Annotated in this window: 16 protein-coding genes; 9 read left to right on the top strand and 7 right to left on the bottom strand. The window is 72.8% G+C overall.

All coding sequences use genetic code 11. The annotated features are described in order from the left end of the window. Positions 1 to 351: 351 nt before the first annotated feature. From OIE69_RS15855 to OIE69_RS15840, 4 genes are all read left to right on the top strand, one after another. Positions 352 to 942: a suppressor of fused domain protein gene (locus OIE69_RS15855; RefSeq protein WP_326572578.1), complete on the top strand. Its 591-nt coding sequence runs from the start codon at positions 352 to 354 to the stop codon at positions 940 to 942. Positions 943 to 1,104: 162 nt separating this feature from the next. Continuing rightward, positions 1,105 to 1,743: a DUF6758 family protein gene (locus OIE69_RS15850; RefSeq protein ID WP_026251441.1), complete on the top strand. Its 639-nt coding sequence runs from the start codon at positions 1,105 to 1,107 to the stop codon at positions 1,741 to 1,743. An 82-nt stretch (positions 1,744 to 1,825) separates the two neighbouring features. Further along, positions 1,826 to 2,692, top strand: coding sequence for a PHP domain-containing protein (locus OIE69_RS15845; protein ID WP_326572577.1), 867 nt, complete (start codon positions 1,826 to 1,828; stop codon positions 2,690 to 2,692). Between the two features lie 60 nt (positions 2,693 to 2,752). Further along, positions 2,753 to 3,367, top strand: a complete 615-nt coding sequence (locus tag OIE69_RS15840) for a MarC family protein (protein ID WP_326572576.1) — start codon at positions 2,753 to 2,755, stop codon at positions 3,365 to 3,367. 107 nt (positions 3,368 to 3,474) lie between these two features. Here the strand turns inward: OIE69_RS15840 and OIE69_RS15835 are convergent, their stop codons facing one another. Beyond that, entirely contained in the window at positions 3,475 to 3,624 is a 150-nt protein-coding gene (locus OIE69_RS15835) for a hypothetical protein (protein WP_158689826.1), read from the bottom strand. A gap of 224 nt (positions 3,625 to 3,848) precedes the next feature. On the opposite strand from OIE69_RS15835, the gene OIE69_RS15830 reads away from it, so the two are divergent. Beyond that, positions 3,849 to 4,757 (top strand): NYN domain-containing protein, encoded by a 909-nt coding sequence (locus OIE69_RS15830; protein ID WP_089224105.1) that lies wholly within the window; start codon positions 3,849 to 3,851, stop codon positions 4,755 to 4,757. 26 nt (positions 4,758 to 4,783) lie between these two features. Here the strand turns inward: OIE69_RS15830 and OIE69_RS15825 are convergent, their stop codons facing one another. Beyond that, positions 4,784 to 5,683, bottom strand: coding sequence for an alpha/beta fold hydrolase (locus OIE69_RS15825; protein WP_326572575.1), 900 nt, complete (start codon positions 5,681 to 5,683; stop codon positions 4,784 to 4,786). Positions 5,684 to 5,814: 131 nt separating this feature from the next. After that, the gene (locus OIE69_RS15820; RefSeq protein WP_392567516.1) at positions 5,815 to 7,689 is read right to left on the bottom strand and encodes a DEAD/DEAH box helicase; all 1,875 of its coding nucleotides are present in this window, start codon (positions 7,687 to 7,689) and stop codon (positions 5,815 to 5,817) included. Positions 7,690 to 7,947: 258 nt separating this feature from the next. Between OIE69_RS15820 and OIE69_RS15815 the strand changes: the two genes are divergently transcribed. Further along, positions 7,948 to 8,682, top strand: coding sequence for a ferritin-like fold-containing protein (locus tag OIE69_RS15815; protein ID WP_326572574.1), 735 nt, complete (start codon positions 7,948 to 7,950; stop codon positions 8,680 to 8,682). Between the two features lie 14 nt (positions 8,683 to 8,696). Here OIE69_RS15815 and OIE69_RS15810 read toward each other — a convergent pair whose 3' ends face one another. The 4 genes from OIE69_RS15810 to OIE69_RS15795 form a co-directional block, all read right to left on the bottom strand. Continuing rightward, complete coding sequence (locus OIE69_RS15810; protein WP_089224100.1) at positions 8,697 to 8,972, bottom strand: hypothetical protein; 276 nt, start codon at positions 8,970 to 8,972, stop codon at positions 8,697 to 8,699. Between the two features lie 144 nt (positions 8,973 to 9,116). Continuing rightward, positions 9,117 to 9,347, bottom strand: a complete 231-nt coding sequence (locus OIE69_RS15805) for a DUF3107 domain-containing protein (protein WP_089224099.1) — start codon at positions 9,345 to 9,347, stop codon at positions 9,117 to 9,119. Between the two features lie 133 nt (positions 9,348 to 9,480). Further along, entirely contained in the window at positions 9,481 to 10,116 is a 636-nt protein-coding gene (locus OIE69_RS15800) for a TetR/AcrR family transcriptional regulator (protein WP_326572573.1), read from the bottom strand. 101 nt (positions 10,117 to 10,217) lie between these two features. Continuing rightward, positions 10,218 to 10,436, bottom strand: coding sequence for a hypothetical protein (locus OIE69_RS15795; protein WP_326572572.1), 219 nt, complete (start codon positions 10,434 to 10,436; stop codon positions 10,218 to 10,220). A 191-nt stretch (positions 10,437 to 10,627) separates the two neighbouring features. Between OIE69_RS15795 and OIE69_RS15790 the strand changes: the two genes are divergently transcribed. The 3 genes from OIE69_RS15790 to OIE69_RS15780 are packed head-to-tail and all read left to right on the top strand — an operon-like array spanning position 10,628 to position 13,164. After that, positions 10,628 to 11,596 carry an alpha/beta fold hydrolase gene (locus tag OIE69_RS15790; protein WP_326572571.1) on the top strand — a complete coding sequence of 323 codons (969 nt, stop codon included), beginning with the start codon at positions 10,628 to 10,630 and terminating at the stop codon, positions 11,594 to 11,596. 4 nt (positions 11,597 to 11,600) lie between these two features. Continuing rightward, on the top strand, positions 11,601 to 13,007 hold the full coding sequence (locus OIE69_RS15785; protein ID WP_326572570.1) for a DUF3152 domain-containing protein: 1,407 nt from the start codon (positions 11,601 to 11,603) through the stop codon (positions 13,005 to 13,007). 40 nt (positions 13,008 to 13,047) lie between these two features. Then, complete coding sequence (locus OIE69_RS15780; protein WP_018561500.1) at positions 13,048 to 13,164, top strand: Ms4533A family Cys-rich leader peptide; 117 nt, start codon at positions 13,048 to 13,050, stop codon at positions 13,162 to 13,164. Positions 13,165 to 13,184: the final 20 nt, after the last annotated feature.

The raw sequence follows: 13,184 nt of genomic DNA, 5'->3' as shown, positions 1-13,184 counted from the left end.
CTTCCGGAAGCGGCAGGGTGACCCGGACAGGTCTCGGGAGCGGGCACGCGGTGATGTCACGCGATCGCGCTCGCGGAAATTTCCGGGGTTCCCCGGCGGTTCCGTGGTTCTTTGGTTTCACGCCCGGACGACCGGGTACGGAACGCTGGGGATCAGGAGGGTTGCCGGGCGGAAGAGCTGCCGGTACTGCACGGTCGACTAGGATCCATTGCAGCCCCACCTCCTCCGGCCGATCCCCGCTGGGGGAAGACGTGTACGCCTCAAGGGGCGTAGCCGACGGCCCACCTTATCAGGCGGCCCTGGAGCGAAGCCGCGGCTTTGCACGTTCCATACGCGCTCTATGCTCACTCCATGGTCGACGTACTGGGGTTGGTGGAGACGCGGCTGCGCATGGCCTTCGGCGAACCGGACGCCCGCGCCGCGGTCACCTTCCTGGGCACCGAGCGGATCGAGGTCCTGCGCTTCCGCGACGGTGAGCTGCTGCGCTACGTGACCCTCGGCATGTCGCGCGCGCCGATGAACGACCCCGTCACCGTCGTCGCGGACCCCGTGCGCGGTCCGCGCGCGGAACTCGTGCTCACCCTTCGCGGCGGGCGCGGCGCCGACACCGACAAGGTCCTGCGGCCGCTCGCCGTGCTGGCCGCCAGTCCTCAGGTCGAGGGCGTCGTCGTCACACCGGGGAACTCGCTGGACGTGGGCGAACCGCTGTGGCCCGGGGCGGCGTTCTCGGCCGTCCTGGTCGCCGAGCCCGGCGGTCTCGTGGAGGACCTGGAACTCGACGACCCGATGGACCCGGTCCGCTTCTTCCCGCTGCTGCCGATGACGGCCAACGAGGCCGCCTGGAAGCGGGTGCGGGGTGCCGGGGCGCTCCAGGAGCGCTGGCTGCAGGCCGGGACCGACCTGCGTGACCCCCTGCGCGCGGCGGTCGCGCTGACGGACTGAGCCCCAAAGGTCCGTGACACCCCCTCAGGCGGGCCCGGCGGACCCTCCGCCGGGCTGGGAGTGGCCGGTGGGGGAGGTGTGCCGTACGACGGCGCCACGCGCCGAACCCGGACGGGTGATCGTCCTTGACGCGGGCACGCCGCCGGAGGACCGTGGGGCGTTATGAGGGGCGAACCCAGTTGCCCGAAGTGCGGTGGCCGGGTCCGAGCGCCCGGGCTCTTCGCCGACTCCTGGCAGTGCGACGAGCACGGCGCCGTGTACCCGTTGCAGCCTGTCGTGCCGCCGAGTGTGGAAGCCCTCGGCGTGGTCGTGAGCCGGTCGCGCGTCCCGGTGTGGATGCCCTGGCCGCTGCCCGTCGGCTGGCTGTTCACCGGGGTCGCGTCCGCGGGGGACGACCGCAGCGGCGGACGGGCCACGGCGGTGGCGTGCTCGGGTCCGGGGCCGCTCGGCGGGCAGGGCGAGATGGTGCTGGTGGCGGAGGAGCTCGGGGTCGGGCTCGGGGCGAGGTTCGCCGGGATCCCGGGGCCGGACCCCGGACCGGCGATGTGCCTCGGCAAGCCGCCGGCCGCCAAGGTGATCGCGGCCGGGAGGCCGACCGGCCTGTGGCACGTGAACGGGACACCACCGGACCGCGCGGTCTTCGCGGGGGAGTCGTTCGGGCTCTGGCTGTGGGCGATCGTGTGGCCGGAGGAGTCGGGCCTGCTCATGTACGACGAGCTGATACTGACCGATCTCCGCGAGGCCGGCGCCGAAGTCGATCTCGTACCGTGCGGGGCGCTCTCCCCTCGCTTGCTCTCCTGAGATTCAGAGGTTGGCCGGGCAGTTATCCTGGTAATCGCAACCCCTGAATCCGTCCGAGCACCGAGCGCCTGGAGTGACCTGAGTGCGAATCGACCTGCACGCCCACTCCACCGCCTCCGACGGCACGGACACCCCCGCGGAGCTGGTGCGCGCCGCGGGCGCGGCCGGGCTGGACGTCGTCGCCCTCACCGACCACGACACGGTCGGCGGCTACGCCGAGGCCGAGAAGGCGCTGGCCGAACTGCGTGCCGCGGGCGCCGCGGCCCCCGTCCTGGTCACCGGCGCCGAACTCTCCTGCCGCATCGACGGGGTGAGCCTGCACATGCTCGCCTACCTCTTCGACCCGCAGGAACCGGAGCTCCACCGGGAGCGCGAGCTCGTACGCGACGACCGGCTGCCCCGCGCGCGGGCCATGGTCGCCCGGCTCCGCGAGAGCGGTGTGCCGGTGACCTGGGACCGCGTGGCCGAGATCGCCGGCGACGGTGCCGTGGGCCGGCCGCACATCGCCCAGGCGCTGATCGAGGCGGGGCTGGTGGACAGCATCGCCGAGGCGTTCACACCCGAGTGGATCGGGCCGGGCGGCCGCGCCTACGTCGGGAAGCACGAACTCGACCCCTTCGAGGCGGTCCGGCTCGTGAGGAACGCGGGCGGGGTGACGGTCTTCGCCCATCCCGCCGCCGTCAAGCGCGGCACCTGCGTGCCCGAGAGCGTCATCCACGACCTGGCCGCGGCCGGGCTGGACGGCATCGAGGTGGACCACATGGACCACGACGAGCCCACCCGCGCCCATCTGCGCGCCCTCGCCGCGGAGCTGGGACTGCTCACCACCGGGTCCAGCGACTACCACGGCACCCGCAAGACCGTCCGGCTCGGCGAGTACACCACCGACCCCGAGGTCTACCGGGAGATCGTCCGCCGGGCCACCGGCGCGGCGCCCATCACCCCGTGATCCCCTGACGTTACGACCTTCTGCCCCCCTGCCCCTGTCACCCGCACCACCGCTAGGCCCATGGATCTCTTCTCCCTCACCCTGTTCGGCTCGGTCTTCGTCACACTCTTCGTGATCATGGACCCGCCCGGGATCACCCCGATCTTCCTCGCCCTCACCTCCGGCCGCGCGGCCAAGGTCCAGCGCCGCATGGCCTGGCAGGCCGCCACCGTCGCGCTGGGCGTCATCACCGTCTTCGGCATCTGCGGCCAGCAGATCCTCGACTACCTGCACGTCTCGGTGCCGGCCCTGATGATCGCCGGAGGTCTGCTGCTGCTGCTCATCGCCCTCGACCTGCTCACCGGCAAGGCGGACGAGCCCACCCAGACCAAGGACGTCAACGTCGCGCTGGTGCCGCTGGGCATGCCCCTGCTCGCCGGACCGGGCGCGATCGTCACGGTGATCCTCGCGGTGCAGCGCGCGCACGGGCTCGGGCAGCAGCTGTCGGTGTGGATCGCCATCGCCGCGATGCACGTGGTGCTCTGGCTGACGATGCGTTACTCGCTGGTGATCATCCGTCTGATCAAGGACGGCGGTGTGGTGCTGGTCACCCGGCTCTCCGGCATGCTGCTCTCGGCGATCGCGGTGCAGCAGGTCGCCAACGGGGTCTTCGGCTTCATCCGCGGCGAGGGCTGACGGACCGTCGGCGGAATCCGGACGCGACAAGGGCCCCGTACCGTGGTGTACGGGGCCCTTCGCGTTCATGGCGTACGGCCGTGCGGCCGCGCCGGGGTGACGGAGCCTTACTGAGCGGGGCGGATGTAGATGCGCTGGCCGATCGCGGCGGCCTGCTGGACGATCTGGTCGACGGAGGCGGCGTCCACGACCGTGCAGTCGACGGCGCGGCCGTCCTGGTCGTTGAGGCGCATGATCTCGAAGCGCATGGTGTTCACGGCTTCTCCCTTCGCGTCCGGGCACTCCTCCATTGGAGTACGGGGCTGCTTCGCAGCCGTTACCTGCCGGGGTCATTCATGTATCAACAACAGTTGCCCCTGCGAAAACCTTCCCTGTCCTAAAGAAAATTTTTCCCACGCATCTACCGGCGGGTAGCCACCGGTACCGGCGGTCCTGGTTCCGGTTGTGTGTGCGGACGGAAGCGCCGGACAATGTGATCTCTATGAACGACGACGCCCTTTCCGCCATCGCCGCCGGCATCGAGCGCACGAACGAGCTCCTGCAGCGGGTGCTCGCCGAGGTCGCCACGACCCCGGCGACCCACGCCGTGTTCGTGGACGCCGGATACGTGTACGCCGCGGCCGGTCGGCTCGTCGCGGGCACCGAGGACCGAAGGGCCTTCGAACTCGACGCCGAGGGCATCATCGAGGCCTTCATCGACCGGGCCCGCACCCTCTTCGCCGACAGCCGCCTGCTGCGGGTCTACTGGTACGACGGGGCCCGCCGCCGCATCCACACCGCAGAACAGGAACGCATCGCCGAGCTCCCCGACGTCAAGGTCCGGCTCGGCAACCTCAACGCCAGCCGCCAGCAGAAGGGCGTCGACTCCCTGATCCGCAGCGACCTGGAGTCACTGGCCCGGCACCGCGCCATCAGCGACGCCGTCCTCATCGGCGGCGACGAGGACCTGGTGTCCGCGGTCGAGGCCGCCCAGGGCTACGGCGCCCGCGTCCACCTGTGGGGCATCGAGGCCGCCGACGGCCGCAACCAGGCCGACCCACTGCTGTGGGAGGTCGACAGCCTGCGCACCCTCGACCTGGACTTCTGCAAGTCGTACATCACCCGGCGCACCACCCCCGTCTACGGCGACGCACCGATCCCCACCGGGCCCATCCCGAGCCGCGAGGACGTGCACTTCGTCGGGGCCCGGGTCGCCTCGCAGTGGCTGGCGACCCGAGGCCGCGACTCCCTGGCCGAGCTGCTGCCCGGCCACCCGTACCTGCCGCCCGCCTTCGACCAGGAGCTCCTCGTCGAGGCCGAGGGCATGCTCAACATCTCGCTGCGCGGCCACGCCGATCTGCGGCGCGTGCTGCGCGACGGCTTCTGGGAGCACCTGCAGGCGCGCCTGTAGGTCCCGCAGGGCCCCTTCGGGCGCTCTCAGGCCCCGGGACCGGCACCGCCCCAGAAGCCGGCGAGGGCCCGCGCGGTGGGGGCCGGCCGCTCGGCGTTGGGGGAGTGCTCGGCCCCCTCGACGACCACCCGGCGCGCCCCGAGGCGCTCGGCCATCGCGTCCAGCCACGGGACGGGCCACGCGTAGTCCACCGCGCCCGAGAGCACCAGCTTCGGCAGCGGCACCGGCGCCAGCTCCGCCACCCGGTCCGGCTCGTCGATCAGCTGCCGGCCGGTGACGATCAGCTGCTCGGGCACCGTCGCCAGCCAGCGGCGGTGCAGGAACTCCTCGACCGCGCCCGCGGCGTTCGCCGTGCCCTCGAGGTCCTCGGCGTCCAGCTCGCGCATCGCGTGCCACACGCTCTCCATGTCCATCGCCGACAGGGCCTCCACCAGCAGCTTCGTACGGGCCTGCTGCGCGGCTTCGATGGCGGCCGGGCCGGAGCTCATGAGGGTGAGGGACGCCCAGGGCAGGGCGGCGCCCTCGTCGTGCGCGGCCAGGACGGCGGCGCGGACGACCAGGCCGCCCATCGAGTGCCCCAGCAGGTGCACCGGCTCGCCGGCCGCGGTGGCCAGCGCGGCGGTCTGAGCGACCACGTCGGCGGCCAGCTCGGCCTGTGCGTACGCCGCCTCGTCCCGCGGGCCGGGCGACTGGTGCTGGCCCCGGCCGTCCACGGCGACCGTGCGGTAGCCGGCGGCGGCGAGCGGTTCCAGCAGCGCGAGGAAGTCCTCCTTGCTACCGGTGAACCCGGGCACCAGCAGCGCGGTGCCGCGCCGCGGCGTGCCGGCCGGCGGGACGGCGTCCAGCACGGCGAAGACGCCGCGGGCCGTCTCCAGGGGGTACGCGGTGGCGTTCTCGGGCAGCGTCAGGAAGGGCGGTCGGCTCATGGGGCGAGGCTAGCCGGGCCGGGTTGCCCCCACACGACGCGATCCCCAACCCCGGGCGCCGCGCGGACGGAACGCCGACGGCCGGGCACCCCCGTCAGGGGCGCCCGGCCGTCGGCGGTACGGCTACGGCGTCAGCCGGTGGCCTCGTCGGCGGGCTTGGCCGCCCGCGTGCGGCGACGGCGGCGGACGGTCTTGGCCGCGCCCTCGCCCTCCGCGGGTGCGGCTTCCGGGGCCGCGGCCTCGGCAGCGGCCGGAGCCTCGGCGCCGGTGCCGGCGGACCGGGTGCGGCGACGGCGCGGGGCCGGGACCTCCTCGGTCACCGGGGCGTCCGCCACGGTCTCGGTGCCGGCGGCGCCCGTGGTGCCCGCGGCCGCCGCACGGGTGCGACGCCGACGGCGCGGGGCCGGAGCCTCCGTGGCCGGAGCCTCGGCGGTCTCCACGGCCGCCTCCGCCCCGGCGGGTGCCTCGCCGACCGACTGCCCGCCGCGGGTGCGGCGGCGCTGGCGCGGCGTACGGGTACGCGCCGGACGCTCCTCCGTCTCGGTGGAGGCGGCGGGGCCGGACTTGCGGCCGCCACGGCCACGGCCACGGCCGCCGGTCTCGCCGAGGTCCTCGATCTCCTCCGCGTCGAGCCCGGCACGGGTGCGCTCCGCACGCGGCAGCACGCCCTTGGTGCCCTCGGGGATGCCGAGCAGCTCGTAGAGGTGGGCCGAGGTGGAGTAGGTCTCCTCCGGCTCGTTGAACGGCAGGTCCAGCGCCTTGTTGATCAGCTGCCAGCGCGGGATGTCGTCCCAGTCGACCAGCGTGATCGCCGTGCCGGACGCACCCGCGCGGCCGGTGCGGCCGATGCGGTGGAGGTAGGTCTTCTCGTCCTCCGGCGTCTGGTAGTTGATCACGTGCGTGACGCCCTCGACATCGATGCCGCGGGCGGCGACGTCGGTGCAGACCAGGACGTCGACCTTGCCGTTGCGGAAGGCGCGCAGCGCCTGCTCGCGGGCACCCTGGCCGAGGTCGCCGTGGACGGCGCCGGAGGCGAAGCCGCGCTGCTCCAGTTGCTCCGCGAGGTCGGCGGCCGTGCGCTTGGTACGGCAGAAGATCATCGCCAGGCCGCGGCCGTCGGCCTGCAGCACCCGGGAGACGAGCTCCGGCTTGTCCAGCGAGTGGGCGCGGAAGATGTGCTGGGTGATGTTGGCGACGGTCGCGCCCTCGTCGTCCGGCGAGGTGGCCCGGATGTGCGTGGGCTGCGACATGTAGCGGCGGGCGAGGCCGATGACGGCGCCCGGCATCGTCGCGGAGAACAGCATCGTCTGCCGCTTGGCCGGCAGCATCTCGATGATCTTCTCGACGTCGGGCAGGAAGCCCAGGTCGAGCATCTCGTCGGCCTCGTCGAGGACGAGCGCGCGGACGTTGCGGAGGTTGAGCTTCTTCTGGCCCGCGAGGTCGAGCAGCCGGCCCGGGGTGCCGACGACCACGTCGACGCCCTTCTTCAGGGCCTCGACCTGCGGCTCGTACGCGCGGCCGCCGTAGATCGCCAGAACGCGGACGTTGCGCACCTTGCCCGCGGTCAGCAGGTCGTTGCTGACCTGCGTGCACAGCTCACGGGTGGGGACGATGATCAGGGCCTGCGGCCCGTCGACGAGGTCCTCGGGCCTGGCACGCCCGGCCTCGACGTCGACCGGGACGACGACCCGCTCCAGGAGCGGGAGGCCGAAGCCCAGGGTCTTGCCGGTACCGGTCTTGGCCTGGCCGATGACGTCGTTGCCCGCGAGGGCGACGGGAAGCGTCATCTCCTGGATCGGGAAGGGAGTGATGATGCCGACGGCCTCGAGGGCCTCGGCGGTCTCGGGGAGGATCCCCAGATCGCGGAAAGTCGTGGTGGTGGTCAGGATGCTGCCTCTTCTATTGGGACGCGGCGCCGAGCGGTTTCCGGGGAGGGTCGGGCGCAAGGAACTGCGCTGACCGCGGAGTGTCGTCCGGCCGTAGTTGGCCGAGGTGCGCGGGACCACTGCCCTCGTGCGCGCCGCGAAGCTGTCCCCTCCCCACGTGAGGAGGGCGGTCGGTAGGAGCCGATCGGGCCACCGACCGGGCATCCATTCATGCGCGACCCGCCGGGTCACCTGGCGGGTCCATATCACTGTACCCCGGAATCACGCACCCGCGGAGGATGGATTTTCCGGTACGTGGGACAGGTCACCCCGCGGCTCCCGCGCGGCGGGCCGCACGGGATGGTTGCCGCACCGGTGGGGTTGGCTATTGTGCGCAGCATGGAGACGCCTGACACCCCCGCCGACACCCCCGCCGAGACGACCATCGCCGCCAAGGACTGGGCCGCGGCCTCCGCGGAGCCGCAGTACCGCGCGGCGGTCGTGGACCTGCTCGGGGCCCTCGCGTACGGCGAACTGGCCGCCTTCGAGCGGCTCGCGGAGGACGCGAAGCTCGCGCCGTCCCTGGAGGACAAGGCGGAGCTCGCGGCGATGGCGTCCGCCGAGTTCCACCACTTCGAGCAGCTCCGCGCGCGGCTCACCACCATCGAGGCGGACCCGACCGCGGCGATGGAGCCCTTCGCCGCCGCACTCGACGAGTTCCACCGCCAGACCGCCCCGTCGGACTGGCTGGAGGGCCTGGTCAAGGCGTACGTCGGCGACTCCATCGCGTCGGACTTCTACCGCGAGGTCGCCGCCCGGCTCGACACCGACACCCGCGAACTGGTGCTGGGGGTGCTGGACGACACCGGCCACGCCTCCTTCGCGGTGGAGAAGGTGCGCTCCGCCATCGAGGCCGAGCCCCGGGTCGGCGGGCGGCTCGCGCTGTGGGCGCGGCGGCTGATGGGCGAGGCGCTGTCGCAGGCGCAGCGGGTCGTGGCGGACCGGGACGCGCTCAGCACGATGCTCGTCGGCGGGGTCGCCGACGGCTTCGACCTCGCGGAGGTCGGCCGGATGTTCACCCGGATCACCGAGGCCCACACCAAGCGGATGGCGGCGCTGGGCCTGTCCGCCTGAGCGGACCGCGCGGCTCAGGCCGTGCGCGGCGAGGACCGGCGGGTGCTCCGCGGCGGGCGCACCAGCAGCGAGAGCAGGACGGCGGCCACCCCCACCGACACGGCGAGGTTGATCAGGAACCGGTCGGAACCGAGGACGGTACGGGTGATGAGGCCGCCGAGCACGGCGGCGACGGCTCCCGTGGCGAGCACGAGCGTCGCCGCGGGAAGGCGCCGGCGGGGGAGCAACCGTGTGGCGGCATACGCGACGGACAGTCCGACGGCGGCGAACGCGAGCGCTTCCCACATCATCGTGCGGCCCCTCCCGGAGACTTCGGTCGCACGGGTCCTACCCCGCGGGTCCGGCCGGCGAAACGGCGGGTCACCCCATTCGGGGGTGACCCGCCGTACGCCCTCCCGACACGGGAGCAGCCAGGCTGTGTCTGTGGCTGTGGCCTAGAGCTGGGCGCCGAAGCCGACCCGGCGCGTCGCCGGCTCGCCGATCTCCACGTAGGCCAGCCGGTCGGCCGGCACGAGCACGCGCTTGCCGTGCTCGTCGGTGAGGCTGAGCAGCTTGCCGGTGCCCGTCAGCGCCTCGGAGACGGCCTTCTCGACCTCCTCGGCCGTCTGCGCGCTCTCGATGATGATCTCGCGCGGCGCGTGCTGCACGCCGATCTTGACCTCCACGGCTTTTGTCCCTCCGAACGGTCTGCGGTGTGCGCGGTTGAAAATCGCGCCGTACGCAGGACACATTAGCCGCGCCCGGCACCGGGACACCGGCGGACGGGCACGCCCAGAGCGAACACCCGACGGGACGTCGTCAGTGCTCGGAGCCGTGCAGCGGGAAGCCCGCGATGCCGCGCCAGGCCAGGGAGGTCAGCAACTGCACCGCGGTGTCGCGGGGCATGGAGCTGCCGCTGGAGAGCCAGTAGCGGGCCACGACCTGCGAGACGCCGCCGAGGCCGACGGCGAGCAGCATGGACTGCTCGGTGGTCAGCCCCGTGTCCTCGGCGATGACCTCGCTGATCGCCTCGGCGCACTGCAGCGCGACCTTGTCGACGCGCTCGCGGACCGCCGGCTCGTTGGTGAGGTCGGACTCGAAGACCAGGCGGAAGGCGCCGCCCTCGTCCTCCACGTACGCGAAGTACGCGTCCATGGTCGCCGCCACCCGCTGCTTGTTGTCGGTGGTGGAGGCCAGCGCGGTGCGCACCGCGTCCAGCAGTGCCTCGCAGTGCTGGTCCAGCAGGGCCAGGTAGAGCTCGAGCTTGCCGGGGAAGTGCTGGTAGAGCACGGGCTTGCTGACGCCCGCACGCTCCGCGATGTCGTCCATCGCGGCGGCGTGGTAACCCTGGGCGACGAACACCTCCTGAGCCGCGCCCAGCAGCTGGTTCCTCCGGGCCCGGCGCGGCAGGCGTGTGCCGCGAGGGCGCGCCTCAGTGTGCTCGATGGCTGTCACGCCGCCTCCCAAGTGATGTTCGTTCTGCGCTGCGGGTGCCATCGTACTTTTCGGTAGCGGGGGCATGCGCTGTGCGAACGCACATTCTCACCAAGTGGAACTCAGCGATAGTCGTCCTCGTCGAGTTCCACCACCCTGTGCTGCTCGGCCACGTCCGCCGGATCGGCGTCGTCAGGGCGTTCGGTGATCGGGACATCGCGGTGCTGCAGCAGTTCGAGGTGCTGTTCGGCGATGTCCGCCTCGGGGGCCTCGATATCGGCCTCGGCGTCCTCCAGGTCGTCGATGACGTCGTCGTCGAAGGCATCGATGTCGTCGGACACGGGCACCTCCCGATTCCTCTGGTCGTGCGCTGCCGTCCCCCGCTGCTACCCACTGTCCCCCTCTTTCCCCTTTTGCGAGCGTAGGAGACAGGGACGGGGTGTGCAGAGTGACGGGAGAGGCGGAAAATCCCCACGACGCGTGTGAGTGCGAACACACGAGCCCACGCGTGATCACCTCGTAACATTGCCCCATGTCCTCGACGGAGTCTTCCGAAGCCGCACTCGCCGCCGTGCCCGTACCGCCTTCGGGAGCCGGGGCCGGGGACGGGGAGACGGTGCGGACCGTGGCCCTGCCAGGGCGGACGCTGACCGTACGATCGCGGGCGGAGCAGGCCGGAGGGCTGCCGCCCGCGCTCTTCGTTCACGGCCTGGGCGGGTCCTCCTCCAACTGGTCGGCGCTGATGCGGCTGCTGGCGGACCGGGTGACCTGCGAGGCCCTGGACCTGCCCGGTTTCGGGTATTCGCCGCCGCCGGACGACGGCAACTACTCGATCGGGGGGCACGCGCGCGCCGTCGTGCGCCTGCTGGAGGCTTCCGGGCGCGGGCCCGTGCACCTCTTCGGCAACTCGCTGGGTGGAGCCGTCGTCACCAAGGTCGCCGCGGCCCGGCCCGACCTGGTCCGCACCCTGACGCTGATCTCGCCGGCGCTGCCGGAGGTGCCGCCCCGGCGCGGCGCGTGGCCGACCGCACTCCTCGGGGTGCCGGGCGCCACCGCGGTGGTGACCCGTGCGACCCGCGACTGGTCCGCGGAGCGGCGCACCAAGCAGTTGCTGGACCTCTGCTACGGCGACCCGTCGCTGGTCAGCGAGGCGTCCTTCGCCGAGCACGCCACGGAGTACGAGCGCCGGCTGAAACTGCCGTACTTCTGGGACGCGCTGACCCGCTCGGCGCGCGGCATCGTCGACGCCTACACGCTCGGCGGCCAGCACAACCTGTGGCGGCAGGCCGAGCGGGTGCTCGCGCCGACGCTGCTGGTGTACGGCGGCCGGGACAAGCTGATCTCCCCCCGGATGGCGTACCGTGCCGCCCGGACGTTCCGTGACGCGCGGCTGCTGACGCTCCCCGACAGCGGGCACGTCGCGATGATGGAGCACCCCGATGCGGTGGAGCGGGCCTTCCGCGAACTGCTGGACGCCACGGACGCGCGGACGGATCACTGACTTCATGGGCAGGCACAGCGCACCGGGCGGCCGTGACGGCCGCCGCGACGACGTACCGGGCATATCCGGCGGCACCTCGGGCAGCGGCCGCCGCCGGCGTTCCGGCCCGGCGCCGACCCCGCCCCGTACGGGCGGTCCGGGCCCGGCGCCCGGTGGTTCCGCGCCGGGCGGCCGGGACGGCTTCCGGCCCGGCGACCCCGGGCACGGCCACCAGGACGCCCCGGGCCGCGCACACCCCGAGCACCAGGAGCACTCCGCCTGGGGCCGGGCCGGTTCCTGGGCCCCGCCGCGCACGCCGCGCGGCACCCGGCCCGCGGAGCTGGCGGACACCGCGCTCGGCACCGAGTACCCGGAGGACGACGACCCCCTCGACGGGCGCGTCCGCACCGCGCCCCGAATATCCGGCTTCCCGCGCCAGCGCCGGGCGCCCGGCGCGGGGGCCCGGAACATCCCCGGCCCGCGGCAGGACTTCGTCGAGGCCTTCGACGCTCCCTCCGCCTCCGCCCCTTCCGCCGCCACCGGACCCGGGGCACACGTCGAGGGCGCCGGGGAGGGCGGGGAGGGCGGGGAACAACCCGAACAGCCCAAGAAGACCGTCAGGACTCGCGCCCTCAGCGGCGCCGCGGCCGCGGCGGTCGTGACCGTGCTGGCCGTCGTCGTGGCGGGCCAGATGGCCGCCGGGGGTGAGAAGCGTCACTCGTCCGCCGCCGCCGCGGCGCCGGGCGGCAGCCGGGGTGCCGACGACGCCGCGTCCCGCTCCAAGGGCCGGGCGACCCCCTCGCCCTCACCCTCCGCGGTCGCCGCTCCGCTCACCTACGGCCAGGCGATGACCAAGGCCTACCCGCTCGACCAGGACCTGAGCCTGGCCGGGAAGTTCCAGACCGTGGGCGGCGGCGAGAAGGCCCCCGGCAGGGGCACGCTGCTGCGGGTCCGGGTGGACGTCGAGAAGGGCCTGCCGCTGAATGCCCGGCTCTTCGCGGACGCGGTCTACAAGACGCTGAACGACAAGCGGAGTTGGGCCCACGCCGGAGCCCGCACCTTCGAGCGGGTCTCAACGGGCCCGGCCGACATCGTGATCACCCTGGCCAGTCCGGGAACCACGGCCACCTGGTGCGCAAAGTCCGGTCTGGACACGACGGTTGACAACGTGTCATGCGACGCGGCGTCGACTCCGCGGACGATGATCAACGCGTACCGCTGGGCCCAGGGATCGGAGACCTACGGCCAGGACCGGATGCTCGCCTACCGCGAGATGCTGATCAACCACGAGGTCGGGCACCGGCTCGGCTACGGGCATGTGCTCTGTCCCAAGCAGGGCGCCCTCGCCCCGGTCATGATGCAGCAGACCAAGTTCCTCAACTACGGAGGCCTGACCTGCAAGCCCAACGCCTGGCCCTACCCCCGGGGCTAGCTTTTTGACATCGGGCGATTAATCGTTCAATGTTTTCGGCATGCCGCACAGCCCTGCCACAGACGCCGACGCCAGCATCGAGCTGGCGCTCATCGGCGTGGCCGGGCACTGCGTCGCCGACATCCTGTGTCGCCGTTCCACGGTGCCGGGCGCGTAGAGGGCGCATCTCCCCTCGCC

Origin of the sequence: Actinacidiphila glaucinigra (assembly GCF_035918135.1) — a bacterium.
GTDB classification, from domain to species: Bacteria; Actinomycetota; Actinomycetes; order Streptomycetales; family Streptomycetaceae; genus Actinacidiphila; species Actinacidiphila glaucinigra.
This window is presented reverse-complemented; position numbering and strand designations above follow the sequence as displayed.

Coding starts and splice junctions, on each gene's coding strand:
- OIE69_RS15790 (WP_326572571.1), top strand. CDS start 10,628: ATGTCCTCGACGGAGTCTTCCGAAGCCGCACTCGCCGCCGTGCCCGTA.
- OIE69_RS15825 (WP_326572575.1), bottom strand. CDS start 5,683: ATGAGCCGACCGCCCTTCCTGACGCTGCCCGAGAACGCCACCGCGTAC.
- OIE69_RS15810 (WP_089224100.1), bottom strand. CDS start 8,972: ATGATGTGGGAAGCGCTCGCGTTCGCCGCCGTCGGACTGTCCGTCGCG.
- OIE69_RS15785 (WP_326572570.1), top strand. CDS start 11,601: ATGGGCAGGCACAGCGCACCGGGCGGCCGTGACGGCCGCCGCGACGAC.
- OIE69_RS15840 (WP_326572576.1), top strand. CDS start 2,753: ATGGATCTCTTCTCCCTCACCCTGTTCGGCTCGGTCTTCGTCACACTC.
- OIE69_RS15815 (WP_326572574.1), top strand. CDS start 7,948: ATGGAGACGCCTGACACCCCCGCCGACACCCCCGCCGAGACGACCATC.
- OIE69_RS15830 (WP_089224105.1), top strand. CDS start 3,849: ATGAACGACGACGCCCTTTCCGCCATCGCCGCCGGCATCGAGCGCACG.
- OIE69_RS15850 (WP_026251441.1), top strand. CDS start 1,105: ATGAGGGGCGAACCCAGTTGCCCGAAGTGCGGTGGCCGGGTCCGAGCG.
- OIE69_RS15855 (WP_326572578.1), top strand. CDS start 352: ATGGTCGACGTACTGGGGTTGGTGGAGACGCGGCTGCGCATGGCCTTC.
- OIE69_RS15780 (WP_018561500.1), top strand. CDS start 13,048: ATGCCGCACAGCCCTGCCACAGACGCCGACGCCAGCATCGAGCTGGCG.